This window comes from Halomonas chromatireducens, from assembly GCF_001545155.1.
In the GTDB taxonomy this organism is placed as follows: domain Bacteria; phylum Pseudomonadota; class Gammaproteobacteria; order Pseudomonadales; family Halomonadaceae; genus Halomonas; species Halomonas chromatireducens.
Genome location: NZ_CP014226.1, coordinates 2,988,714 through 3,012,953, shown reverse-complemented (window position 1 = coordinate 3,012,953; position 24,240 = coordinate 2,988,714). Strand labels below are relative to the sequence as shown.

20 protein-coding genes and 1 tRNA gene are annotated in these 24,240 nt (G+C 63.0%); 15 read left to right on the top strand and 6 right to left on the bottom strand.

The window, feature by feature from the left end; all coding sequences use genetic code 11:
- Positions 1 to 36: 36 nt before the first annotated feature.
- Positions 37 to 471: a hypothetical protein gene (locus LOKO_RS13880; protein WP_066450598.1), complete on the top strand. Its 435-nt coding sequence runs from the start codon at positions 37 to 39 to the stop codon at positions 469 to 471.
- A gap of 18 nt (positions 472 to 489) precedes the next feature.
- Here the strand turns inward: LOKO_RS13880 and LOKO_RS13875 are convergent, their stop codons facing one another.
- Positions 490 to 1,428 (bottom strand): alpha/beta fold hydrolase, encoded by a 939-nt coding sequence (locus LOKO_RS13875; protein WP_066450594.1) that lies wholly within the window; start codon positions 1,426 to 1,428, stop codon positions 490 to 492.
- Between the two features lie 272 nt (positions 1,429 to 1,700).
- Between LOKO_RS13875 and LOKO_RS13870 the strand changes: the two genes are divergently transcribed.
- Genes LOKO_RS13870 through LOKO_RS13860 form a run of 3 tightly spaced genes read left to right on the top strand, consistent with a single transcriptional unit; the run spans position 1,701 to position 7,508 of the window.
- A complete protein-coding gene (locus LOKO_RS13870) occupies positions 1,701 to 2,939 on the top strand; it encodes an efflux RND transporter periplasmic adaptor subunit (RefSeq protein ID WP_235588870.1) in 1,239 nt (412 codons plus the stop codon).
- Complete coding sequence (locus LOKO_RS13865) at positions 2,936 to 6,082, top strand: efflux RND transporter permease subunit (RefSeq protein WP_235588869.1); 3,147 nt, start codon at positions 2,936 to 2,938, stop codon at positions 6,080 to 6,082. Before LOKO_RS13870 ends, LOKO_RS13865 begins: the two co-directional genes overlap by 4 nt.
- Positions 6,075 to 7,508 carry an efflux transporter outer membrane subunit gene (locus tag LOKO_RS13860; RefSeq protein ID WP_066450587.1) on the top strand — a complete coding sequence of 478 codons (1,434 nt, stop codon included), beginning with the start codon at positions 6,075 to 6,077 and terminating at the stop codon, positions 7,506 to 7,508. Before LOKO_RS13865 ends, LOKO_RS13860 begins: the two co-directional genes overlap by 8 nt.
- A 77-nt stretch (positions 7,509 to 7,585) precedes the next feature.
- Here the strand turns inward: LOKO_RS13860 and LOKO_RS13855 are convergent, their stop codons facing one another.
- Positions 7,586 to 8,203 (bottom strand): TetR family transcriptional regulator, encoded by a 618-nt coding sequence (locus LOKO_RS13855; RefSeq protein ID WP_066450584.1) that lies wholly within the window; start codon positions 8,201 to 8,203, stop codon positions 7,586 to 7,588.
- Positions 8,204 to 8,367: 164 nt separating this feature from the next.
- Between LOKO_RS13855 and LOKO_RS13850 the strand changes: the two genes are divergently transcribed.
- Positions 8,368 to 9,399 (top strand): succinylglutamate desuccinylase/aspartoacylase family protein, encoded by a 1,032-nt coding sequence (locus LOKO_RS13850; protein WP_066450581.1) that lies wholly within the window; start codon positions 8,368 to 8,370, stop codon positions 9,397 to 9,399.
- A gap of 2 nt (positions 9,400 to 9,401) precedes the next feature.
- On the opposite strand, the gene dusA is transcribed toward LOKO_RS13850, so the two are convergent.
- The 3 genes from dusA to LOKO_RS13840 form a co-directional block, all read right to left on the bottom strand.
- Complete coding sequence (gene dusA, locus LOKO_RS13845; RefSeq protein ID WP_144439666.1) at positions 9,402 to 10,400, bottom strand: tRNA dihydrouridine(20/20a) synthase DusA; 999 nt, start codon at positions 10,398 to 10,400, stop codon at positions 9,402 to 9,404.
- A 93-nt stretch (positions 10,401 to 10,493) separates the two neighbouring features.
- Positions 10,494 to 10,667 (bottom strand): TSUP family transporter, encoded by a 174-nt coding sequence (locus LOKO_RS20370; RefSeq protein ID WP_250636937.1) that lies wholly within the window; start codon positions 10,665 to 10,667, stop codon positions 10,494 to 10,496.
- Positions 10,634 to 11,299 carry a sulfite exporter TauE/SafE family protein gene (locus LOKO_RS13840; protein ID WP_250636933.1) on the bottom strand — a complete coding sequence of 222 codons (666 nt, stop codon included), beginning with the start codon at positions 11,297 to 11,299 and terminating at the stop codon, positions 10,634 to 10,636. Before LOKO_RS13840 ends, LOKO_RS20370 begins: the two co-directional genes overlap by 34 nt.
- Positions 11,300 to 11,573: 274 nt before the next feature.
- Between LOKO_RS13840 and LOKO_RS13835 the strand changes: the two genes are divergently transcribed.
- From LOKO_RS13835 to LOKO_RS13825, 3 genes are all read left to right on the top strand, one after another.
- Positions 11,574 to 12,326 carry a helix-turn-helix transcriptional regulator gene (locus LOKO_RS13835; protein WP_235588867.1) on the top strand — a complete coding sequence of 251 codons (753 nt, stop codon included), beginning with the start codon at positions 11,574 to 11,576 and terminating at the stop codon, positions 12,324 to 12,326.
- A gap of 101 nt (positions 12,327 to 12,427) precedes the next feature.
- Entirely contained in the window at positions 12,428 to 12,649 is a 222-nt protein-coding gene (locus LOKO_RS19940) for a LysE family transporter (RefSeq protein WP_083517738.1), read from the top strand.
- Between the two features lie 699 nt (positions 12,650 to 13,348).
- Positions 13,349 to 13,954 (top strand): hypothetical protein, encoded by a 606-nt coding sequence (locus LOKO_RS13825; RefSeq protein ID WP_066450571.1) that lies wholly within the window; start codon positions 13,349 to 13,351, stop codon positions 13,952 to 13,954.
- A gap of 15 nt (positions 13,955 to 13,969) precedes the next feature.
- On the opposite strand, the gene LOKO_RS20290 is transcribed toward LOKO_RS13825, so the two are convergent.
- Positions 13,970 to 14,623 (bottom strand): helix-turn-helix domain-containing protein, encoded by a 654-nt coding sequence (locus LOKO_RS20290; RefSeq protein WP_083517597.1) that lies wholly within the window; start codon positions 14,621 to 14,623, stop codon positions 13,970 to 13,972.
- A gap of 269 nt (positions 14,624 to 14,892) precedes the next feature.
- Here LOKO_RS20290 and gltX point away from each other — a divergent pair, with 269 nt between their 5' ends.
- The 7 genes from gltX (at position 14,893) to odhB (ending at position 24,203) form a co-directional block, all read left to right on the top strand.
- Complete coding sequence (gene gltX / locus LOKO_RS13815; protein ID WP_066450562.1) at positions 14,893 to 16,374, top strand: glutamate--tRNA ligase; 1,482 nt, start codon at positions 14,893 to 14,895, stop codon at positions 16,372 to 16,374.
- Positions 16,375 to 16,457: 83 nt separating this feature from the next.
- Positions 16,458 to 16,533 (top strand) — tRNA-Ala (locus LOKO_RS13810).
- A gap of 143 nt (positions 16,534 to 16,676) precedes the next feature.
- A complete protein-coding gene (gene sdhD, locus LOKO_RS13805) occupies positions 16,677 to 17,012 on the top strand; it encodes a succinate dehydrogenase, hydrophobic membrane anchor protein (RefSeq protein WP_066452364.1) in 336 nt (111 codons plus the stop codon).
- A gap of 4 nt (positions 17,013 to 17,016) precedes the next feature.
- Entirely contained in the window at positions 17,017 to 18,789 is a 1,773-nt protein-coding gene (gene sdhA / locus LOKO_RS13800) for a succinate dehydrogenase flavoprotein subunit (protein ID WP_066450559.1), read from the top strand.
- 12 nt (positions 18,790 to 18,801) lie between these two features.
- Positions 18,802 to 19,512, top strand: a complete 711-nt coding sequence (locus LOKO_RS13795; RefSeq protein ID WP_066450558.1) for a succinate dehydrogenase iron-sulfur subunit — start codon at positions 18,802 to 18,804, stop codon at positions 19,510 to 19,512.
- A 251-nt stretch (positions 19,513 to 19,763) separates the two neighbouring features.
- Complete coding sequence (locus LOKO_RS13790) at positions 19,764 to 22,592, top strand: 2-oxoglutarate dehydrogenase E1 component (protein ID WP_066450556.1); 2,829 nt, start codon at positions 19,764 to 19,766, stop codon at positions 22,590 to 22,592.
- Positions 22,593 to 22,634: 42 nt separating this feature from the next.
- Positions 22,635 to 24,203: a 2-oxoglutarate dehydrogenase complex dihydrolipoyllysine-residue succinyltransferase gene (odhB, locus tag LOKO_RS13785; RefSeq protein WP_066450552.1), complete on the top strand. Its 1,569-nt coding sequence runs from the start codon at positions 22,635 to 22,637 to the stop codon at positions 24,201 to 24,203.
- Positions 24,204 to 24,240: the final 37 nt, after the last annotated feature.

Here is a 24,240-nt window from a genome sequence, read left to right as displayed (position 1 = left end):
GGACGCACCGCCTGCAGGAATGTGAAGGAGAGCGTCATGTACACGCTCGTCAGGCGGTTGCCGCTGCTACTGCTCCTGGTGCTGCCGATTTGCGTCCTCGCCGACGAGGCGTCGACGGCATCGGGTGACCAGGACGTCTACTGGCACCCCCCCTACCTGGTGATCGATGTGCCTCATCAGCCGCCGGTCTCGGTGGTGCTGCCCGGCCCACTGCTGCCTTGGCAGCAGGGGTACTGGCATCGGGCACCGTCGCCGCCCCACCCGCCGAGCCCGCCGGGCGTGTTCCAGCGGCATGGTATGTGGCGCGACGATGTGGCCAGGCAGCGCCCCGACGGCGAGGCGCGCCGGGAAGGCACGCGCATCGAGTCTCATGCCGGCGGCACGATCACGCGTAGCCGCGTGAAAAGCGGCAGCCGCATCGAGACCCACCCGGGGGGCTCGGTAATCCGCAGCCGCCCCCGGGGAGAGTAGTGCCGTCATGGCCTCGGGCTAGCGGGCCTTCAAGCGGTTTTCCCGCCTCCTCGCCCAACTAAGCATGCGTTGCCACCAGGAATTCTCGAGGCGCTGTGGCCGGAGCGGCAGTCGTTGCCGGTGGGGGTGGGCGAGAAACTCGGCGATGGGGGCGACCTGGCTGTCACGGTCGAGCATGGGGGCATGGCCGCAGCCGGGCACCTCCAGGGAGACCAGGCCGGGCTGCGCCTCAGCCATGCTCAGGACGCTGTCGGCATCCAGCAGGGGAGATTCCGCACCACGTATCACCATCAGCGGGCAGCGGATCGCCCGCCAGTCGGCCCAGCTGTTGCGAGGCGTGTCATAGATGAATTGTTCGCCGATCCGTGGATCGTAGTGGTAGGTCCAGCTGCCGTCGGGCAGGCGTCGGGCGCTGCCCAGTGCCAGCTGGCGCCAGGCGTCATCGCCCTCGATGCCGAAGCCGCCATAGTGGCTGCGCAGCTCCGTCTCCAACTGGCCGAAGGTGGCGAAACGGTGCGGCCTGCCGAAATAGAGGGCCAGCTGCGTCAGGCCGTCGGTATTCAGTTCGGGCCCCACGTCGTTGAGCACCAGTCGTTCGATGCGATGGGCGCTGTCGGGCTCGGCCGCCAGCAGCATTCCCAGCAGCCCACCCATGGACGTGCCTACCCAGGGAACCTGTTCCAGCGAGAAGTGATCCAGCACAGCCAGCGCCACTTTCTTGTAGCGGTGATAGAGGTAGTCCTGGGCCGGAATGGGCGACCAGCTTGAGAGTCCGCGCCCCGGGGTGTCCGGCGCCAGGACTCGCCATTCAGGACCAAGCGCCCGGGCGAAGCCTTCGAAATCGCCGCCGTGGCGTGCCAGGCCATGCCAGGCAATCACGGTTCTCGGTGCGTCGGGGTGCCAGATGCGTACCGCTACTTCCAGCCCTCGCAGTGGAACCAGTTCCAGTGCATCCATGGGTCTCTCCGTGAAATCAGCTATGCTGCTATGCAGCATAGTCTGTTTCCCCTTCACTTGCCTCACCTCACTTGAGGGGAGGCAAGGCGAATTTGGCCAAGGCGCGGAGACCTTGTGCAAGGCTAGTATACATACAAGGTTGTAGCTATAATCCGTCGCACGCTAATAACCCGCCATGCGACCCCCTGCTGTTGGGCGTGTTGCCCCTGACGAACCACGATATGCAGCGGAGATCTTTTATGCATCAGTCACCCCCGGGAGGGAGTGCCCCCGTGAAATGGATTCTGGCGCTTGTGCTGCTGGCCACACTGCTCGCGGGCTGCGAGCAGGGCGACAACGCCGGTGGTGGCGCCATGGGAGGCGGCGAGCGTCCCCCGCCCCAGGTCAGCGTACTCGGAGTCGAGCCGCGCTCGGTCGATGTGGTCGAGGAGTATGCCGCCCGTGTGCGTGGCTCCCGGGAGGTGGAAGTGCGTGCGCGGGTGCAGGGCATCCTCGAGGAGCGCCTCTATACGGAGGGCCAGGTGGTCGAGGAGGGCGAGCCGCTGTTTCACATCGACCGCGAGCCCTATGAGATCGAGCTTCAGCGGGCGCAGGCAGAGCGCGCCAATGCCCAGGCGGAGTTGAACCAGGCCCGGCGCGAGTGGCAGCGTATCTCGACGCTCTACAACCAGAATGCGGTCAGCGAGCGTGAGCGTGACACGGCGCTGTCGGCTCGCGAACTGGCCGAGGCACGCTTCGCGCTCACCGAGACCGGGGTGGCAAATGCCGAGCTGAATCTCGACTATACCGAGGTGCGGGCTCCCCTGGCCGGGATGACCGGGCTCGAGAGCTTCCCGGAAGGCAGCCTGATCGAGCGGGGCACGCTCCTGACCACCGTGACCCAGCAGGACCCCGTCCACGTGCGCTTCTCGCTGCCCGAGGGCGACGCCACCCTGCAGCGCACCGCTCGCCGGGCCATGGCCGCCAGTGGTGGAGAGCATCAGCGGGAGGCGCTGCTGATCCTGCCCGATGGCAGCGAGTACACCGAGTCCGGCATCGTCGACTTCACCGCCAGCACCATCGACCCTCGCACTGGCAGCGTCTCGGCCCGGGCCGTCTTTCCCAACGCCGACGGCGATGTCGTGCCCGGGCAGTTCGTGCGTATCAAGCTGAAAGTGCAGACCCTCGACGATGTCTTCCTGATTCCTCAGGAGGCGGTGGGCCAGGGTCCCGAGGGGGCGAGCGTCTTCGTGGTGGTCGATGATACCGCCCAATCGCGCACCGTCGAGCTGGGCCCCGTTGTCGATAGCCGTCAGGTGGTGCTGGCGGGGCTCGAGCCGGGCGATCGTCTTGTGGTCAACGGTCAGGTCGCCCTGCAGGACGGCATGCCGGTTCAGGCCAATGAGGTCGAGAGCCACGAAGAGGCCCTGGAGGAAGCGGCAAATGCCGAGGCTTCTGCCGGAGAGACGTCTGGCGCCGAACTTGGGCCTGACGACGCCGAGGCCGATGTCCAGGCCGACGAGGAGGCATGATGTTAAGGCTATTCATCGATCGGCCGATCTTTGCCTCGGTCATCTCCCTCATCATCGTGCTGGCCGGCCTTGCCGCCCTGCGGGCGCTACCGGTGGAGCAGTACCCCGACGTGGTGCCGCCTCAGGTGGTGGTCCAGGCCCAGTATCCCGGTGCCAGCGCCGAGGTGATTGCCGAGGCGGTGGCCGCACCGCTGGAGCAGGAGATCAACGGCGTCGACAACATGCTCTACATGGAGTCGAGTGCCACCGACGCCGGCAGTCTGCAGATCACCGTGTCCTTCGAGATGGGGACCGATCCAGACCAGGCGGCGATCAACGTCAACAACCGGGTGCAGGCCGCCACGGCCCGGCTACCCCAGCAGGTGCGTAACCAGGGGGTTCGTGTCGAGGCACGCTCCACCAACTTGCTGATGGTACCGGTGATGTATTCGCCGGATGGCAGCCAGGATCCGCTTTTCATCTCCAACTACGCACTGCTCAACGTACTCGACGAGCTGGTACGGATCCCGGGCGTGGGGGACGCCTCGCTGTTCGGCGCGCAGGACTATTCGATGCGCATCTGGCTCTCTCCGGACAAGCTCGCCCAGTACGACCTGACGCCTTCCGAGGTGGCCGGCGCCATTCGCGAGCAGAACGCCCAGTTCGCCGCCGGCCGGCTGGGGGCAGAGCCATCGCCCGAGGACCAGGCCTTCACCTTCACGGTGACGACACGCGGCCAGCTCTCCGATCCCGAGGAGTTCGAACGCATCATCCTGCGCGCCGATGAAGAGGGCGGCACCCTGCGCCTTGGCGACGTGGCCCGCGCCGAGCTGGGTGCCCAGAACTACGCCTTTACTGCCACCTACAACGGGCAGGCGGCGGTGCCCATGGGCGTCTACCTGCAGCCGGGGGCCAATGCCCTGGAGACCGCCACTGCGGTGCGCGAGGCGCTGGACGCCGTGGCCGATCGCTTCCCCGAGGGTGTCGAATATACCGTGCCTTACGACACCACCGAGTTCGTCGAGATCTCCATACGCGAGGTGTTCATCACACTGCTGATGGCGGTGGGGCTGGTGGTACTGGTCACCTTCATGTTCCTGCAGCACCTGCGGGCCACCTTGATCCCCGTGATCGCCATTCCGGTATCGCTGATCGGTACCTTCGCCGGCATGCTGGCACTGGGCTTCTCGGTCAATCTCTTGACCCTGTTCGGCCTGGTCCTGGCCATCGGCATCGTGGTGGACAACGCCATCATTGTGCTGGAAAACGTCGACCGCCTGATCAACGAGCAGGGCATGCGCGCCCGTGAGGCCTCCATCGAGACCATGAAACAGGTGGCCGGTGCGGTGGTGTCATCGACGCTGGTGCTGGTGGCGGTATTTGCCCCGGTAACGTTCCTCGGTGGCCTAACCGGTGAGCTCTATCGCCAGTTCGCGGTGACCATCGCCATCTCGGTGGTGGTATCCGGCGTCGTGGCGCTGACACTGACGCCGGCCATGTGCGCCATGCTGCTCGACAAGCAGTCTCACACCGTGGCCAAGCCGTTCCAGTGGTTCAATGCCGGCTTCGACCGCTTGACCCGTGGTTTCAGCTGGCTGGTGAGCAAGCTGCTGCGCCACGCGGTGATCGGCGTGCTGCTGTTCATCGGCGTGCTCGCCCTGACGCTGTTCTCTCTGAGCCGTCTGCCCCCGGGCCTGGTGCCTCAGGAGGATCAGGGTGTGGCGCTTGTGGTCTATCAACTGCCGGCCGTCTCGGCGCTGGGTCGCACGGAGGCCGTGCGCGACCGGGTCTCGGCCATGCTCACCGAGATGGACGAGGTCGATGAATTCACCAGCTTTGCCGGTTTCGACATCATCGCCGGCTCGCTGCGCAGCAATACCGGGGTGGGTTTCGCTAACCTGGCGGACTGGGACGATCGCCGCGGGCCGGGTCAGGACGCGCAGTCGCTCACCGGCCGCATCATGGGCATGGGCGCCGGCATCGCGGAAGCCAACGTGTTCGCTTTCACCCCGCCGCCGATCATGGGGCTGTCGCTGACCGGGGGCGTAGAGGGCTACCTGCAGGTTCGCGGTGATTCCACGCCCCAGGAGATCCAGGCGATCGCCGGCGAGCTGGCGGCAGCCGCCAACGAGCGGCCCGAACTGTCCAACGCCCGCACCACCCTTGATACCAGCATTCCCCGCTTCACCGCCGAGGTGGACCGTGAGAAGGCGCGTGCAATGGGTGTGCCGATCAACCAGATCTTCGAGACCATGCAGAGCACCTTCGGCGCACTCTACGTCAACGACTTCACCCTGGCCGGCCGCAACTGGCAGGTCAACCTGCAGTCGGAGGGCGAGTTCCGCAGCCAGCCGGAGGACCTCAACAAGGTCTTCGTGCGCTCGGAGTATGGTGAAATGTTGCCGCTGAGTTCGCTGGTGACCCTCGAGCGCGAGCCGGGGCCGGACATCATCAACCGCTTCAATGTCTATCCGGCGGCCAAGTTCATGGCCGACGCGGCGCCGGGCTACACCACCGGCCAGGCCAAGGCGGCCATGGACGAGGTGGCGGCGCAGGTACTGGACCAGGGCAACACCCAGCTCGGCTGGATCGGCGAGGCGTTTCAGCTTGACGCCGCCGCCGGTGCCGGCGGGCTGGCCTTCGGCCTCGGCATGATCATGGTGCTGCTGATCCTGGCGGCCCAGTACGAGCGGCTGACACTGCCGTTGGCGGTGGTGACGGCGGTGCCGTTCGGCGTGCTGGGAGCGGCGCTGGCGGCGATGCTGCGCGGCTTCCCCAATGATGTCTACTTCCAGGTGGGGCTGCTGGTGCTGATTGGCCTGGCCGCCAAGAACGCCATCCTGATCGTCGAGTTTGCCGCTCAGAACCGGCGCGCCGGGATGAGCTCGACCGATGCGGCACTGGCCGCGGCACAGCAGCGCTTCCGGGCGATCCTGATGACGGCGTTGACCTTCATCATCGGCTCGCTGCCGCTGGTCTTCGCCACCGGCGCGGGGGCTGCCAGCCGACAGGAAATCGGCACCGTGGTAGTCGGCGGGATGCTGTTGGCAAGCTCCCTGGCCCTGATCTTCGTGCCGCTGGCCTACAAGCTGTTGGAGGATCTGGGGTCCTGGCGTCGCGATCGCAAGGCAAGCCGTCAGGGCGAGGAGCCGACCCATGCGTAACCGCTCACTGATTCGCACCGGTCGCCTGCCCGCGCTGGCATTGGCCACGGTACTGCTGGCCGGCTGTGCCATGGGGCCCGACTACCGGGCCCCCGAGCTGGCGCTGCCCGACGAGTGGCCCGAGCATGTGATGCTCTCCGCCGAGGCCCGCCAGGAGTGGCAGAGCTGGTGGTCCCGCTTCGAGGACCCGTCATTGGACAGGCTGGTCGAGCGGGCGGTCGACGACAATCTGGATATTCGCCTGCAGCTGGCGCGCATCGAAGAGGCGCGGGCGCGCCTGGGGCTGGCCCGGGCCGAGCAGTTGCCCTCGGTGGGCGCCCAGGCCGAGGCTTCGCGGGAGCGCACACCCGGCACGGCCTCCCCGCTGGGGCAGAGCTCTACCGGCAACCTGTTTTCGCTGGCCGGTGTGCTCAATTATGAGCTCGATCTCTGGGGCCGGCTGGATCGCGAGCGCGAGGCCTCCGAGGCTCTGCTCGAGCAGAGCGAGTTCGCCCGTGATGCGGTGCGGCTGAACGTGATCGCCGATGTGGTGGCCACCTACTTCGACCTGCGCAACGCTGAGCGTCAGCTGCGAATCACCGAGGAGACGGTGGCGTCCCGTGAGGAGACCTACCGGATCGAGCAGATTCGCTTCGACTCCGGCGAGACCGGTGAGCTGGCCCTGCGTCAGGCCCAGTCGGAGCTGGAAACCACCCGTGCCCAACTGCCCGGCCAGAAGCAGCGGGTCAGGATGCTTGAGGGTGCGCTGGCCATCCTGGTGGGAATGAGCCCGGCGGAGCTGATGGACGAGCTCGATTTCGGAGACACCCAGCTGGCGGATATCGTGCTGCCCGACAGTGTGCCTGCCGTACTGCCTTCCAGCCTGCTGCAGCGTCGGCCGGATATCCGCTCCGCCGAGGCGGGGCTGATCGCGGCCAATGCCTCCATCGGCGTCGCCGAGGCGAGCCGCCTGCCCACCCTCAACCTGGGCGGCTTCCTGGGCACCGCGGCAGGGGACAGCAGCGACCTGTTCACTACCGCCGCCCAGACCTGGGGGCTCTCCGCCACGGTCATGGGGCCGCTATTCGATTTCGGGCGCTCTCGCTCCCGGGTCGAGACTGCCGAAGCGCTGGCCGCCCAGGCCGAGGTTCAATACCGCGCTACGGTGAACCAGGCGTTCAACGAGGTCCGCAACGCGCTGGTCATCTTCGAGACCAGTGGCGAGCGCATCGAGGCGACACGCGCCCAGGTGGAGGCACTGGCGCGTACCCTGGAGCTGGCGGAAGTGCGCTATCGGGAAGGATTCGTCGGCTTTATCGAACTGCTCGATGCCCAGCGGGCACTGCTCTCGGCGGAGCTGGCGCTGTCGGAGGCGATGCGCGACCGCCTGACCGCCACCGCCACGCTGTTCAAGGCGTTGGGTGGCGGCTGGGAAGCCGAAGCCTGACGGTGGCGAAGACGTGAACGAAAACGGGCCGGATCCTCAGGGGATCCGGCCCGTTTTCATTGTGGTACCGCCAAACGTCAGGGCTCGCGGGCGAGCAGTTTCAGCAGCGTATCGACCAGCTCCATGCCGCGCTCGCTGATCGAGAAGTGTTCGTGGTTACGCAGCCAGTCGTGAAAAAGCCCGCCCAGGCTCGACTGCAGCAGCCGTGCTGCCAGTTCCGGTGTGATGTTGGGGCGCAGCAACCGATGCTCGCTGGCGACCGTGAAGTATTCGATGAGCGCGCCACAGGATTCCTCGGCCATCTCGTTCTGCATGGCCAGGGGATCGATTTCGCCAAACACTTCGCAGTGGTGGATCAGGATGGCGTGGACCCGTCGATAGCGGGGCTGCTCGAGCCGCGCAAAGCCCTGTCGGCAGGCCAGGCGAATCGCTTCGAGCGGCGCGTCGGCAAGTGCCGGATCATCTGCTTCGTCGACCAGTTCCTGAAAGGGCATGCGAACCCGATCGAGCATGGCGCGAAACAGGTCGGCCTTGTTGCGGAAATGCCAATAGACCGCGCCACGGGTCATGCCTGCCTGGCGAGCAATTTGTTCCAGCGAGGTACGAGCGACGCCACGTTCGAGAAATATCTCCTCGGCGGCATCCAGCAGGGCTTCACGGGTGGCAGCGGCTTCCGCCTTGGTGCGTCGGGCCATGGTAGTGGGCGTTTCTCCGTGACGGGGTATGACCATCATTCTACCGGAGCGGCCGGCTTTTTACATTCAACTCTGTATGGATGCGGCGTGAGGTCCGTCCTCGTCATTTTGCTGACATCGCGGTATAAGTGGGTGAACACTGTTCTGTTACAGGAAGCCTCAACATGGCTCGTGCTCCCTTCGAACTTGCTGGCGTCAAGGTGATGCCGGGAAACCGAATCCAGATCGATGTGCCGGTGGCACGCCTCTATACACACGCACCGTTGCACATTCCCGTGGAAGTGGTTCACGGGCGTCAGCAAGGGCCAATATTGCTGGTATGTGGCGGTATTCACGGTGACGAGATCAACGGCGTGGAGATTGTTCGCCGCCTGCTGCGCTCGAAACAGATACAGGGGCTGCGCGGTACCCTGGTGGCAGTGCCGATCGTCAATGTATTCGGCTTCATGCAGCACACGCGCTACCTGCCGGATCGGCGTGACCTCAACCGCTGCTTTCCCGGCAGTGAGTCGGGCTCGCTGGGAGGGCGTGTCGCGGCACTGTTCCGTGAGCAGATCGTCGACCACGCCACCCATATCATCGACCTGCACACCGGGGCCATTCATCGCACCAACCTGCCGCAGATTCGCGCCCAGCTCAGCCCCGGCAGCGAGACTGAGCGGATGGCCAACGCCTTCGGTGCTCCGGTGATTCTCAACGCCGAGCTACGTGAAGGCAGCCTGCGGCACTACGCACAGAATCGTGGTATTCCCGTACTGACCTATGAGGCCGGCGAGGCGCTGCGTTTCGACGAGTGGGCGATCACTCCCGGGGTGCGCGGTGTGCTGCGGGTCATGCGCCGGCTGGGCATGCTCACAGGAGAGCATCGGCGCCGGCTTCCGCCCGCGGCGGAACTGGCCAACGGCTCGAGTTGGGCCCGAGCGCCCATCGACGGCATCCTGCGCCCCAAGGTGCGTCTAGGAGCGCGTGTGGCGAAGGGCGAAATGCTGGGAAAGGTGGCTGACCCCTTCGGTAACGCTGAGGAGGCCGTCACCTCCATGGCCGACGGCATTGTCATCGGCATGAGCCGTCTGCCGCTGGCCAATGAGGGTGAGGCGCTGTTTCACATTGCCCGTTTCGATGAGATCGAAGAGGCGGAGAACGCCGTCGAAGGCTTCCATTCCAGCCTGGGGCCGCCGCCGGACTCGCTCTATTGAGGTCAGGCAGTCTCGGTCACCGGAGTCGTCTCCGGCACCAGGCTGAGCGCGTCGTCGTATACCCTCAGGCAGGCGCCGTCCAGGTGGCCGTTCTCGGATAAGTGGCGACGGAAGCGCCGCCCGCCCGGTCGACCCTGGAACAGGCCCAGCAGGTGACGGGTAATATGGTTGAGCTTGGCACCTTCCTCGAGCCGGCGCGAAATATAGGGACGAAAGGCACGGGCGGCGTCATGGCGGCTGGTTGCCGGACCCGTCACGCCGTAGAGCGCTTCATCCACGCCGGCCAGTAGCCAGGGATTCTGATAGGCCTCGCGGCCCACCATCACGCTATCGACCTGAGCGAGCTGTTCGCGGCACGCCTCCAGCGTCTTGATACCGCCGTTGATGCCGATATGCAGTTCCGGCCGACTCGCCTTGAGGCGATGTACCCGTGGGTAGTTGAGCGGTGGCACGTCGCGGTTCTGCTTGGGTGAGAGCCCCTGCAGCCACGCCTTGCGCGCGTGCACGATGAACACCTCGCAGCCGGCATCTGCCACCAGGGCGATGAAACGTTCCAAGTCGGCATCTTCGTCCTGGTCGTCGATCCCGATGCGACACTTCACCGTTACCGGAATCGAAACCGCCTCGCGCATGGCGCGCACCGCGGCCGCCACCTTCTCCGGATGCGCCATCAGGCAGGCGCCGATCAGATTGTTTTGGACCCTGTCGCTGGGGCAGCCCACGTTCAGGTTCACCTCATCGTAGCCCCACGCCTCGGCGATGGCCGCACACTCAGCCAGCTCGCCGGCATCGCTGCCGCCCAGCTGCAGCGCCAGTGGATGCTCCACTTGGTCGTAACCGAGGAAGCGCTCCCGCGGGCTGCCGTGGAGGATGGCCCCGGTGGTCACCATCTCGGTATACAGCAGGGCGCGCCGGGTCAGCGTGCGCACGAAGGCTCTCTGGTCCCGGGTAGTCCAGTCCATCATGGGGGCAACAGAAAAGGTTCGGTCAAGCTCAGGCATCGGCATCACTGGGTAGGGCGGAGGAAGGGCAATATTCTATCAGTTCTGGTCAATCCTTGACCATCTAAGGTACTGACCATCGCCGGGACAGCCTCATGCCGTGAACACCGCATACACCATCTGCAGCGCTAGCCCCATCAGCATGACGGCGAAGACCCGCTTGAGCAGCGCCACGGGGAGCTTGTGGGCGAGCCTGGCCCCGATGGGAGCGGTAAGGATACTGAAGGGCGCCATCAGCAGCAGGGCGGGAAGGTAGACGTAGCCCAGGGCGGCATTCGGCAGGCCCGGCGTGGCCCAGCCGTTGATGATGTAGCCCAGCGCCCCGCCACGGCGATGGGCAGCCCCACGGCCGCCGAGGTGCCGATGGCGCGGGGCAGCTTCACGTTGCACCAGGTCAGGAAGGGCACCGTCAGCGAGCCGCCGCCAATGGCCACCAAGGCCGAAATGCCGCCAATGCCGAGGCCGACACCGCTCAGGCCGACCGGGCCTGGCAGGCTGCGGCTCGGCTTGGGCTTCAGGTTTGCGAGCATCTGCAGCGACATCAGCACCATGAAGCAGGCGAAGAAGATGGCCAGGCCGCGGGTCGGGATCAGGGCGGCGATGAAGGTCGCCATGAAGGTGCCGATCAGTATGCCCGGCGTAATGACGCGTACGGTTTGCCAGCCCACGGCCCCGTGGCGATGGTGGGATAGCAGGCTGGCGGTGGCGGCGGGAATGATGGCAGCCATGGCGGTGCCCAGCGCCAGGTGGGCGAGGTGCTCGTGGGGCACCCCCTGCAGCACGAACAGTGAGGTAAGAATCGGCACCATGATACCGCCACCACCGATACCGAGCAGGCCGGCCATGATGCCGACCACGCCGCCCAGGGCAACGTAGGCCAGCCACCAGATGAGTTCCAAGGTCGCGTCTCCTGAAAGGGCTTCGCCAGAGTTGGCGGGCTATTGTACGGGAAGTGGGCTTCGGGCGGGGCCGGCGTGAGGCTATGCTATTGGCTGCACGGCCCGTCGATATAGGAAGTGCTTGCGGAGACATGGCACTGAGTGGGGCATGGCGTGAATGCAGGGGAAGGTGATGAGGATCGAGCGAGGGACCGATAGAGGGAATAAGAGAGAGCTGCCTGCTCATCGTGCCGTGGCTCACAGGGTGGCCATCGCCGGCCTGGAGGCCTTCAGCTTGGTCTCCGACAGAACGTTTCCCCGGCACGCCCACGACCAGTTCGGGGTTGGCCTGGTCGTCTCCGGCGGCCATCGCTCCTGGAGTAGCCTCGGCATGGTGGACGCCCGAGCCGGTGATCTGATCACGGTCAATCCCGGAGAGCTGCACGATGGCAGCCCGATGAATGGCATTCCCCGAGCCTGGCAGATGCTCTATTGCGACCCGGCCCTGGTGGCGTTCGGCTTGGAAGGAGCCCTGGATGGCGAGGGGAGCCGGCCGATCGAGTTTGCCAGGCCGGCTATTGATGATCCCCGGTGTGCGGCGCTGTTTCAAACCCTCATCGCCGTGGCAACGCGGCCTGGCAGTGAGCCGATGGCCATCGAGGAGGCGACGCTTCACTTCTTGGCCGAGGCGTTTCGTCGGCACGGTGCCTATCAGGCCCGCTGCGACGATCGTCTCCCCCGTATGGCAAGGGTGCGCCAGTGGCCGGACGAGGCGCCGGAGCAGACGGCCTCACTGGCAGATCTGGCTGCCCTTGTCGGAGTGAGCCGTTATCAATTGCTGCGCGGTTTTGTCCGCGAGACCGGCATGACGCCTCATGCCTATCGTGTTCAGCGGCGTGTGCGTATGGCAAGACAGTGCATCATCCAAGGCCAGACGCTGAGCCAGGCGGCGGCGGGGTCCGGCTTCGCCGACCAGAGCCATATGACCCGGGCCTTCACGCGGCAGTTGCGTATTTCACCCGGGCGCTACCGGGCGGCACTGGGATGACGTAGGAACCTGCAATTTCCTTCAAGACGCTCTACCCGATGGCGAGCACAGTGGTGGTGATCCAATGCTCGACCCACCTCAGCCATTGGGAGAGTCCTCTCGTGAGTATCGAATTTCTACTGATGTCCCTGGTCGTTGCCACCTTGCCTGGAACCGGGGTGATCTTCACTCTGGCTGCGGGAGTCACGCGTGGCGTGATGGCGGGGATCCTGGCGGCCGCAGGCTGTACCCTTGGCATCGTGCCGCACATGGTGGCCGCCACGCTTGGCCTCGCCCCCTTGTTGCATACCAGTGCCGTGGCCTTTCAGCAAAAATCCGCGTGAACCCTCGCCAGGGCGGGGAGCAGTCACCGGCTACGGCACTTTTGCGGCGGTCGTGCGCAACCATCTGTTTTCCAGGCCAGGGGTGTTGGCCTGGATGCGCCGAGGTTTGCGGCTGCCTTCGTGGCACTCGGCTTTCGGCTTGCCTTGATGGAGCGATAGCGGCGTGGCCGATGATCGTAGCTGATTTCCTACAGAGCGTGTAGGTGATTTCCTACAAACCTGGATAACCTGCGTTAAGCGTTTTTCCTGGCCAAGCTGGCATGGTGGAGGCATTGAGCAATGGAAGGCTCTACAGGGAAGATCGAGCCAGGAGGGCTCAGCAACCAGGGATGCGCGAACAGGAAGTTCGTGATGGACAGGAAAGGGAAGTGGAGATAGAAGCCCGGCCTTACGGCCGGGCTTTCTTGTGAGTGCCATGCGATTGGTGCCGGGCTCAATGAATAATCATCTGCTCTACGGAAAAGAAGGTAGGCTCGGCAGCAGCCATAGCCAATGCTGGTTACGCAGCGAATTTATTACCCATCTTGCGATCTTGATGAGCCATTCGGCGTTTCAGCAAAAATCCGCGTGAACCCTCGCCAGGGCGGGGAGCAGTCACGAGGAGGTGCAGTGCTGTTATTGCTGCAATTGCGTCGCCGTTGGGACGAACTGTTCAGGCTGGTGGTAGTCTAGAAGATCAATGTTCGGTTGGAGGAATTCATGAAGGTACGGCGTCGACTATCCTGCATTGGGTTGGTGGCTCTGCTGGCGCTGTCCGGCTGTGGTAACGAAACCGGGCCGGAAGAGGCCGGGCCGGAAGAAGACGCGGTGAATGAACAGGCGGAGGCGGTCGCGACCGATGAGGTGGGCATGGAGCCAGCCGAAGAGGTGGAGGAAAGAGAGCCGCTGGAAGTGGATGTCAGTCTGGCGGCCACTCTGCGTAACGATCGAAGATTGATGGTCGAAGGGGAAACCAACCTACCGGAAAGCGCGCGCCTGCTGATCGTGGTTGAACGTGAGCTGAGTGGTGTGCGTTGGCAATCTCGCACAGAGGTGCAGAATGGCCGTTTTGAAGCGGGGCCATTCGGTCCTGGAAGCGGGCTGCCGGATGGTGGCTATACCATTACTGTGAATCTGCCGGAGGCCAGTGTGCAGCCGCCGGCAATTCGTGAAGAGATCGGTAGCCAGGGGGAGTATCTGGCGGGCCCGCTGGTCCGGAGCTCGCGCCACGGCCTGGGGCAGGTGGCGACTTATTCACGACGCTATCTGATCGGCAACGAGCCTCGTCGGACAAGCGACGAGGTGGAAGTACTGGGAGTCGAGTGAACTGTCAGGGGTGGCTTAGCCCCCCTTCTGACACCAGTGCGCCAACAGCCTGCCAACCGGTTGGTCACTCTTCTGTAGCGGCGTGGCCTGGGTCGTTGTCGTTTTTTCTCCACTATAGAGCAACTCCCCGCTCCGGCTGCGTTCCAGCTGGCCGATGAACAGGCCCATTGCACCCTCTATCAAGTAGCGGCCAGGTTGGTCATAGTCTTTGATTGGCCCAAATGCGGCGAGATCGCCCGTGCCCAGATAGTCGAAGTGTTCACCTGGGGCAGGCGTGACCAGATAGCACGAACCTTGCCAGTTGGTACTGGCGAGAAAGGCCTCGGGTAGCGTGATGCGATTTGCGTTGGGGTCATGCCAGGGCGCTGGAGGTTGGCTACGCAGATAGAGTGGAGTGGGAAGCAGGTCGGCACTGTCATCTTCCAGCAGGCGGCGTAAGGGGCAGCCCAAGGCGTCGGCCAGGGCAACCAAGCGCTCGTGGCCGATCTGCTTGATGGCGCCGGACTCCCAATAGGAAATCGTCACATCAGAAACGCCGACTTTCCTTGCCAGTGCCGCCTTGTTGAGGCTCGCCTCTATCCGGAGCTGCTTGATGCGTGGGCCCAATGCGTGCATCTCTTGTTTCCTGCCAACGATGTAGAAAAGAAAGGGATAGTCAATGATCGGCATTAACTGTGCAAATTTGGCTGTTCAACGATAAAAAAACCTTCAAGAATCCCTCTGCAAGAAGCTTTAAAGAGCTGCTTGTCAAGCTTGTTTTGCGCTTGTACACAAGAAAGAGGGACGGGGCGGGCGGCGGGGGCGGTAGATCATGCTTGCGACGAAGTGTCTTGATCTTGGGCCCCTGATTTCTGGTATGGATTCTCGGGTACGGCTGCCTGTGTCGAGGCAGGTGCGTATAATGACGTCATGCTCATCCCTCAATGGATAAGGAAGACATGACCGTACGTACTCGTATTGCGCCGTCGCCCACTGGTGATCCTCATGTGGGAACTGCCTACATCGCCCTGTTCAACCTTTGCTTCGCGCGCCAGCACGGCGGGCAATTCATTCTGCGCATCGAGGATACCGACCGTGTCCGCTCCACGGCAGAGTCGGAGCAAATGATTCTGGATTCGCTTCGGTGGCTGGGCCTTGAATGGGATGAGGGTCCCGATGTAGGCGGCCCCCATGGCCCGTACCGGCAGAGCGAGAGGGGAGACATCTATGCCGAATATGCACGTCAGTTGATCGACGCCGGTCACGCCTTCAAGTGCTACCGCACCAGCGAGGAACTGGATGACCTGCGTGAGGCTCGCAAGGCGGCCGGCATGCATCTGGCATTGAAGCCCGCTGACCTGGCGTTGCCCAGCGATGAGCAGGAACGCCGCGAGCGAGAGGGGTGGCCCCATGTCGTACGCATGAAGGTCCCCACTACGGGTACCTGTCTGGTAGAAGACATGCTACGGGACACCATTGAGGTGGATTGGGCACAGGTCGATGCGCAGATCCTGCTCAAGTCCGACGGCATGCCCACCTATCACTTGGCCAACGTGGTCGACGACCATCTGATGGGCATCACCCATGTACTGCGCGGTGAGGAGTGGATCAACTCGGCACCGAAGCATCAGTTACTCTACGAATATTTCGGCTGGCAGATGCCGGTTCTGTGCCATATGCCGCTACTGCGCAATCCTGACAAGTCGAAACTTTCCAAGCGCAAGAACCCGACCTCGATCAATTACTATCGAAGGATGGGCTTCCTGCCCCAGGCCGTGACCAACTACCTGGGCCGGATGGGCTGGTCGATGCCCGACGAGCGCGAGAAATTCAGCCTTGACGAGATGATGACGCACTTCGATATCCAGCGAGTCTCGCTGGGCGGCCCGGTGTTTGATCTCGAGAAGCTGACCTGGCTCAACGGCCTTTATATTCGTGAGGACCTTGACGACAAGGCCTTCCTGAAGGCGTTGCTGGAATGGGCCTTCAACGAGGAGTACGTGGGGCAGATCCTGCCTCAGGTGCGCACCCGGGTGGAAACCCTTTCTCAGGTAGCACCCCTGGCCGGCCATTTCTTCTCCGGCCTGCCGGAGATCGAGGAGGGCGATTTCGACAGCGTGAAGCTTGGGCGGGAGGAGTTGGTCAAGCTGCTGCAATTCCTGGTCTGGCGCTTCGAGATCGCCCCGGCCTGGCACAAGGAGGTATTGCTCGGCGAGGTCAAGTCGCTGGCCGCGCATTTCGATCTCAAGATGAAGGACTTCCTGGCACCGGTCTTCATCGCCATTACCGGTTCTGCGGCGAGCACCTCGGTCATGGATGCCATGGCCATACTGGGCTCCGACATGACCCGGGCGCGCTTGCGCCACGCCATCGAGGTGCTCGGCGGGGTCTCCAAGAAGCAGGCCAAGCGCTTCGAAAAGGAGTACCGCGAGCTTGCCTGAGACGGGCCCCGGGAAATCGTCTTTATCTTGTTGACGAAGGCGAGGCTAATCAGTACCATACGCCTCGTCTTCACGAGATGCATGGGGCCTTAGCTCAGCTGGGAGAGCGCAACACTGGCAGTGTTGAGGTCAGCGGTTCGATCCCGCTAGGCTCCACCATCGAATACTTGAAATGCCGCCTTGCGCTCTGCGCCAGGCGGCATTTTTCGTATGCACTTGTCATATCCCAGATATTTCCCACACTCTATACGGACTCACTGGAAAAATTGGAGGTCCGTGTGAGCGATACCGATCTGGGGCTCATGGATGCCAGCCAGCTACGAAGTCTCTTCGAATCGCATGACGCTTCCGTGTCGGCGGTCATCCTGGCACTCTATACGCTGTTTATCGTCGCCTACCTGCTGTTCAATCCGGGACTCGACTACTACACCTGGAGCGGCCTGTTCGCCCAGACCTGGATGCGCATCTTTTCACTGCTGGCCTTTATCTCTCTTGCCGCTCACGCCTGGGTCGGTCTGTGGACAGTTACCACGGATTACATGAAGTCGACCGGTGCTCGTGTCGGCACCCAGCTCGTCATCATCCTGGCCATTTTCGTGTTCCTGGTCTGGGGCATTCTAGTTTTGTGGGGAGCCTGAATACATGTCAACCATGCGTAGTCTGACATTCGACGCCATCATCATCGGCGGCGGCGGCGCCGGCATGCGGGCCGCTCTCGAGCTGGCCAAGTCCGGCAAGAAGACCGCCGTGCTATCCAAGGTCTTCCCGACGCGTTCACACACAGTGTCTGCCCAGGGTGGTATCACCTGTGCCATTGCCTCCGCCGACCCCAATGATGATTGGCGCTGGCACATGTACGACACGGTCAAGGGCGGTGACTACATCACCGATCAGGACGCCGCCGAATACATGTGCTCCGAAGGCCCCAAGGCGGTCTTCGAGCTTGAGCACATGGGCCTGCCGTTCTCGCGCTTCGAGAATGGACGCATCTATCAGCGTCCCTTCGGCGGACAGTCCAAGAATTTCGGCGAGGGTGGCCAGGCGGCGCGTACCTGCGCTGCGGCCGACCGCACCGGTCATGCTCTGCTGCACACCTTGTATCAGAATAACCTGAAGAACAACACGACCTTTCTCAATGAATGGTTTGCGGTCGATCTGGTCAAGAATGCCGATGGCGACGTGGTGGGCTGTATCGCCATGTGCATCGAGACCGGCGAAGTGGTGCATGTCAAGTCCAAGGCCACCGTGCTGGCCACCGGCGGCGCCGGGCGTATCTACGCCTCCACCACCAACGCCCTGATCAATACCGGCGATGGCATCGGCATGGCGCTGCGTGCCGGCTTCCCCATGCAGGACATGGAGATGTGGCAGTTCCACCCCACCGGCATCTATGGTGCCGGGGTGCTGGTCACCGAAGGCTGTCGCGGTGAGGGTGGCTATCTGGTCAACAAGGACGGCGAGCGTTTCATGGAGCGCTATGCGCCCAACGCCAAGGACCTCGCCGGCCGTGACGTGGTTGCCCGCTCTATGGTCATGGAGATCCTCGAGGGCCGTGGCTGCGGCGAGAATGGCGATCATGTCTATCTCAAGCTGGACCACCTCGGCGAAGAGGTGCTCAACAAGCGCCTGCCCGGCATCAGCGAACTCTCCAAGATCTTCGCCCATGCCGATCCGACCAAGGCACCTATTCCGGTGGTGCCGACCTGCCACTACATGATGGGCGGGATCCCCACCAACGTTCATGGCCAGGCGATCATGCAGGATGCCGACGGCAACGACCAGATCGTGGGCGGTCTGTTTGCTTGTGGCGAAGCGGCCTGCGTTTCGGTACATGGTGCCAACCGCCTGGGCGGCAACTCACTGCTCGATCTGGTGGTGTTCGGCCGGGCTGCCGGCATGTTCATCGAGAGTGCGCTCAATGAAGGCATCGAGTACCTCGAAGCCAGCGAGTCCGATATCGACAATGCCATGAAGCGCATCAATCGCTGGAACGAGTCCAGCGGGGGTGAGTCGGTCGCCGACCTCAAGGTCGAGCTGCAGAGCATCATGCAGAATGCCTTCGGCGTATTCCGCCAGGAAGACAACATGCAGGAGGGCGTCAAGAAGCTTGCCGACCTGCGTGGCCGCATTGCCGAAGCGCACCTCGTCGACAAGTCCGGCGCCTTCAATACGGCTCGCATCGAGGCCCTTGAGCTCGATAACCTGATGGAAGTGGCAGAAGCTACCGCGATTGCGGCCCTGGAGCGCAAGGAGAGCCGTGGTGCACACTCTCGCTACGACTATCCGGACCGCGACGATGTCAACTGGCTGAAGCACTCCATGTACTTCCCGCTCGAGAAGAAGGTCGGTAAGCGCGACGTCAACTTCAAGCCGAAGACCGTTGACACCTTCGAGCCCAAAATCCGTACCTATTAAGGGGGAGTCACGATGTCCATGCTTCAGGTATCCATTTACCGCTACAATCCGGAAACCGACTCCGCGCCCTACATGCAGGAGTACCAGGTGGACACTCAGGGCCGCGACCTGATGGTCCTAAACATTCTGGAGATGCTCAAGGCCGAAGACACCACCTTGGCCTATCGCCGCAGCTGCCGCGAAGGCGTGTGCGGCTCCGACGGCATGAACATGAACGGCAAGAACGGCCTGGCCTGTATCACTTCACTTTCCGAAGTGGTCAAGAACAACAAGCTGGTGCTGCGACCGCTGCCGGGCCTGCCCGTGGTGCGTGACCTGGCGGTCGACATGGGGCTGTTCTACAAGCAGTACGAGCGCATTCAGCCCTACCTGCAGAATGACGAGCCGGCGCCCGCCATCGAGCGCTTGCAGTCGCCGGAAGAGCGCGACAAGCTTGATGGGCTCTACGAGTGCATCCTGTGCGCCTGCTGTTCGACCTCCTGCCCGTCGTTCTGGTGGAACCCGGACAAGTTCGTCGGACCGGCGGGGCTGCTGCAGTCGTACCGTTTCCTGGCCGACTCGCGGGATACCGCCACCCAGGCACGCCTCGCCGAACTGCAGGATCCGTTCAGCGTATTTCGTTGCCGCGGCATCATGAACTGTGTGGCGGTGTGCCCCAAGGGGCTCAACCCGACACGTGCCATTGGCAAGATCCGTGACATGCTGCTTGCGAATGCCACTTAAAACGTGGCCCAGGGCTTGCTATCATGGTTGCCGGAATCTGGCCGCGGCGAGTTGTCGCGGTCGTTCCCGTGCAGCAGGTCAAGAGCCGGTGCCATAGGTACCGGCTCTTGACCATGAAATTCAAGGATTCCGGCCTGGCGGCCGGAGCCGCCGGATAAGGAAGACGCCCTTCCGGCAGGGCACCAGCCAAGCCGTCACGGCTGGCCCGTGACGGCGCCGACAACACCCCATCAGTGTAGGGTGACCGAGAGATGCAACAAGGCATAATGGAGTTGATGTGGAACAGCTCCCACGTGAGCGGCAGCAACGTTCACTATGTGGAAGCGCTCTACGAGCAATACCTCGCCGACCCAGGTTCCGTCCCCGAAGAGTGGCGAACCTACTTCGACCAGCTGCCCAGCGTGGAAGGCGGCTCTACCCACGACGTTCCCCTCAGTCCCGTGCGTCATCAGTTCGAGCAACTGGGGCGTGCACGCCGAACGACGACGGCCGCCGCGGATAGCGGAGAGAGCAAGAAGCAGGTCAAGGTCCTTCAGTTGATCAACGCCTACCGCTTCCGTGGCCACCAGAAGGCCGATATCGACCCGCTCGACCTGCGTAGCCCGGTACCGGTACCCGACCTGGACCTCTCCTTTCATCAGCTTTCCAAGGACGACCTGGATACCGAGTTCCAGACCGGTTCTTTCTTTTTGGGGATCGACAAGGCACCGCTGCGTGAGATCGTCGAGGCGTTGGAGCAGACCTACTGCCGCTCCATCGGCTGCGAGGTCATGCATATCGTCGACACCGAGGAGAAGCGTTGGCTGCAGCAGCGTTTCGAGTCGGTTCGTTCGTCACCCAAGTTCAGCGACGACGTGCGCAAGCACCTGCTGGAGCGGCTCACCGCTGCCGAGGGGTTGGAGAACTACCTGGCATCCAAGTATCCGGGCACCAAGCGCTTTGGCCTGGAAGGTGGCGAGTCCTTCATTCCGATGATGGACGAGCTCATCCAGCGAGGGGGTGGTTACGGTGTCAAGGAGGTGGTCATCGGCATGGCCCACCGCGGACGCCTCAATCTGCTGGTCAATATACTCGGCAAGAACCCCTCCGAGCTTATCGACGAGTTCGACGGCAAGAAGCTGATCGAGCGAGGCTCCGGTGACGTCAAGTACCATCAGGGCTTCAGCTCCAATGTGATGACGCCGGGCGGTGAAGTCCATCTGGCGCTGGCCTTCAACCCCTCCCACCTGGAGATCGTCTCTCCTGTGGTCGAGGGCTCCGTGCGGGCGCGTCAGGATCGTCGCGACGACCTGGAAGGCACCAAGGTCCTGCCGATCAACATCCATGGTGACGCGGCCTTCGCCGGCCAGGGCGTGGTCATGGAGACGTTCCAGATGTCCCAGACTCGCGCCTACAAGACCGGCGGCACGGTTCATATCGTCATCAACAACCAGGTCGGTTTCACCACGTCGCATCCGCAGGATACCCGCTCCACCGAGTACTGCACCGACATCGCCAAGATGGTCCAGGCGCCGATCTTTCACGTCAACGGCGACGACCCGGATGCCGTGTTGCATGCGACACAGGTGGCACTGGACTACCGTCAGCAGTTCAAGAAGGACGTGGTCATCGACCTGGTCTGCTATCGTCGTCGCGGCCACAACGAGGCCGATGAGCCTTCCGGCACCCAGCCGATGATGTATCGCAAGATCAAGGAGCATCCCTCGTCGCGCACGCTCTACGCTCAGCGCCTGGTAGAGCAGGGCGTGCTCTCCGAGGACGATGCCAAGGCAATGATCGAGACCTATCGCGAAGATCTCATGGCTGGCAACCATGTGGCCAACGCCTTGGTGCAGGAGCCCAACACCTCACTTTTCGTCGATTGGCAGCCGTACCTGGGGCATGAGTGGTCCGGGCATGCGGAAACTGGCGTCGAGATGAAGCGCCTTCAGCGTCTAGCTGGCAAGATGTGCGAGATTCCCGACGGCGTCGAGGTGCAGCGCCAGGTGGCCAAGATTTACGAAGACCGCCGCAAGATGCAGGCCGGCGGTTTGGGCCTCAACTGGGGCTTTGCCGAAACCCTGGCCTACGCCACGCTGCTCGATGAAGGGCACCCGGTGCGCATCACCGGCCAGGACGTGGGTCGCGGTACCTTCTCCCACCGCCATGCGGTAGTGCATAACCAGAAGGATGGCAGCGTCCACGTGCCGCTGCAGCACATGGGCGACGGCCAGCCGCGCTTCACCATCCATGATTCCTTCCTCTCCGAGGAGGCCGTACTGGCGTTCGAGTACGGGTATGCGACAACAGCGCCTAATCACCTGGTGATCTGGGAAGCGCAGTTCGGTGACTTCTTCAACGGCGCCCAGGTGGTGGTCGATCAGTTCATCTCCTCCGGCGAGACCAAGTGGGGACGCCTGTGCGGCTTGACCATGCTGTTGCCTCACGGCTATGAGGGACAGGGGCCGGAACACTCATCCGCGCGGCTCGAGCGCTTCCTGCAGATGTGTGCCGAGCACAACATGCAGGTCTGTGTGCCGACCACGCCGGCACAGATATTCCATCTGCTGCGTCGCCAGGTGATCCGCAAGCTGAGAAAGCCCCTGGTGGTGATGACCCCCAAGAGCCTGCTGAGGCACAAGGAAGCCGTTTCCAGCCTGGACGACCTGGCCAACGGCCACTTCCATATGGTGCTGCCGGATCAGGGCAGTCTCGATGCCGGTCAGGTCAAGCGCGTCATCATGTGTGCCGGCAAGGTCTACTACGACCTGGCGGCCTGGCGTGAAGAGAACGAGCGCAATGATACGGCAATCCTGCGTATCGAGCAGCTCTACCCCTTCCCCAAGGAGGAACTCTTCGAGGCGCTCAAGGATTACGTCAACCTCGAGTCGGTGGTGTGGTGTCAGGAAGAGCCGCTCAACCAGGGGGCCTGGTACTCGAGCCAGCACCATATGCGGGCAGTCGCTGACATGCTCAACAACGGCCTGGGCGGAGAACTGAAGTTTGCCGGTCGCCCGGCTTCGGCGGCACCCGCCGCGGGCTACATGTCCGTGCATACAGAACAGCAGCGCCAGTTGGTGGAAGACGCCTTCAACGTCTAAGTAACACCACCGGGACGAGAGAGAACATACAAGGGAAACGACATGGCTACCGAGATCAAAGCGCCCACCTTTCCGGAATCCGTTGCCGAAGGCAGCGTGGCTGCCTGGCACAAGAAGCCCGGAGACAGCGTTGAGCGCGATGAACTGATCGTCGAGATTGAAACGGACAAAGTGGTCCTTGAAGTCCTTGCCCCCGAGGCGGGCACGCTAAGCGAGGTCATGGCCGAAGAGGGCGATACCGTCCAGTCCGAGCAGGTGCTCGGCAGAATCGGTGAAGGCAAGGCATCGGGTGGCGAAAAAGGCGGAAACAAGAGCGAGAAAAAAGCCGACGCCAAGGCCGACAAGGATGATGCCGCCAAGAGCGATGCGAAGGCGGAAAAGCCGGCCGGTGGTGGCAAGCAGCACCAGGTAAAGGCACCCACCTTCCCCGAGTCGATTCAGGAAGGCACCGTGGCCACCTGGCACAAGCAGGTGGGCGAGGCGGTCAAGCGCGATGACGTTCTGGCCGATATCGAGACCGACAAGGTGGTGCTCGAGGTGGTGGCACCTGCGGACGGCACGCTTGCTGAAATCAAGGCTGAAGAGGGCAGTCAGGTCGAGTCCGAGGCCGTGCTGGCAATCTTCACTGAAGGGGCGGCCGGTCCCGCAACAGCAGCTGACAAGACGCCGGCAGCTTCCGCCGATGACGGTGCCGGCGACGAAAAGGTGGGAGACAAGATTCTCGCGCCTGCGGCTCGCAAGATGGTTGCCGAGCACGACCTTGACGTCAGCAAGATCGACGGCACTGGCAAGGGTGGGCGTATTCTCAAGGAGGACGTGCAGCGCGCTGTCAATGAGGGCAGTGCCAAAAAGGCCGCGAAGCCGGCTGCCGCACCCAAGCAGGCCACTGCCGCGCCAGCCGTCGAAGGCGAGCGTCCCGAGAAGCGGGTGCCGATGAGCCGCCTGCGCAAGACCATTGCCAAGCGTCTGGTCGAGGCACAGCAGACCGCCGCCATGCTGACCACCTACAACGAGGTGGACATGGGGGCGGTAATGAGCCTGCGGGCCCAGTACAAGGACACCTTCATCAAGACCCACGATGTCAAGCTTGGCTTCATGGGCTTCTTCGTCAAGGCGGCTTCCGAGGCGCTCAAGCGCTTTCCGGACGTCAATGCCTCCATTGATGGTAATGACATCGTCTACCACGGCTATCAGGACATCGGCGTCGCGGTCTCCACCGATCGGGGCTTGGTAGTGCCGGTGTTGCGTGACACCGACAGCATGAAGATTGCCGATGTCGAAAAGGGCATCGTCGACTTCGGCAAGCGTGCGCGTGACGGCAAGCTCGGCATCGACGAAATGCAGGGCGGTACCTTCACCATCACCAACGGCGGGATCTTCGGGTCGTTGATGTCTACACCGATTATTAACCCGCCCCAGACCGCCATCCTGGGTATGCACAAGATTCAGGAACGTCCCATGGCAGTGAATGGCAAGGTGGAAATTCGTCCGATGATGTATCTGGCCGTCTCCTATGATCACCGCATGATCGATGGAAAGGACGCGGTACAGTTCCTGGTTACCATCAAGGAACTGCTCGAAGATCCGGCTCGCCTGCTGCTGGATGTCTGAGCGACGCCCGATTCAACGGACTCAAACGCGAACCGAT

Bases quoted from the DNA above. Each gene is read 5' to 3' on its own strand.
- LOKO_RS13860 (WP_066450587.1), top strand. From the start codon at position 6,075: ATGCGTAACCGCTCACTGATTCGCACCGGTCGCCTGCCCGCGCTGGCA.
- LOKO_RS13790 (WP_066450556.1), top strand. From the start codon at position 19,764: ATGCAACAAGGCATAATGGAGTTGATGTGGAACAGCTCCCACGTGAGC.
- LOKO_RS20290 (WP_083517597.1), bottom strand. From the start codon at position 14,623: ATGCCGATCATTGACTATCCCTTTCTTTTCTACATCGTTGGCAGGAAA.
- LOKO_RS13875 (WP_066450594.1), bottom strand. From the start codon at position 1,428: ATGGATGCACTGGAACTGGTTCCACTGCGAGGGCTGGAAGTAGCGGTA.
- gltX (WP_066450562.1), top strand. From the start codon at position 14,893: ATGACCGTACGTACTCGTATTGCGCCGTCGCCCACTGGTGATCCTCAT.
- sdhA (WP_066450559.1), top strand. From the start codon at position 17,017: ATGTCAACCATGCGTAGTCTGACATTCGACGCCATCATCATCGGCGGC.
- LOKO_RS13795 (WP_066450558.1), top strand. From the start codon at position 18,802: ATGTCCATGCTTCAGGTATCCATTTACCGCTACAATCCGGAAACCGAC.
- LOKO_RS13850 (WP_066450581.1), top strand. From the start codon at position 8,368: ATGGCTCGTGCTCCCTTCGAACTTGCTGGCGTCAAGGTGATGCCGGGA.
- LOKO_RS13880 (WP_066450598.1), top strand. From the start codon at position 37: ATGTACACGCTCGTCAGGCGGTTGCCGCTGCTACTGCTCCTGGTGCTG.
- odhB (WP_066450552.1), top strand. From the start codon at position 22,635: ATGGCTACCGAGATCAAAGCGCCCACCTTTCCGGAATCCGTTGCCGAA.
- dusA (WP_144439666.1), bottom strand. From the start codon at position 10,400: ATGCCTGAGCTTGACCGAACCTTTTCTGTTGCCCCCATGATGGACTGG.
- LOKO_RS13865 (WP_235588869.1), top strand. From the start codon at position 2,936: ATGATGTTAAGGCTATTCATCGATCGGCCGATCTTTGCCTCGGTCATC.
- sdhD (WP_066452364.1), top strand. From the start codon at position 16,677: ATGGATGCCAGCCAGCTACGAAGTCTCTTCGAATCGCATGACGCTTCC.
- LOKO_RS13825 (WP_066450571.1), top strand. From the start codon at position 13,349: ATGAAGGTACGGCGTCGACTATCCTGCATTGGGTTGGTGGCTCTGCTG.
- LOKO_RS13855 (WP_066450584.1), bottom strand. From the start codon at position 8,203: ATGGCCCGACGCACCAAGGCGGAAGCCGCTGCCACCCGTGAAGCCCTG.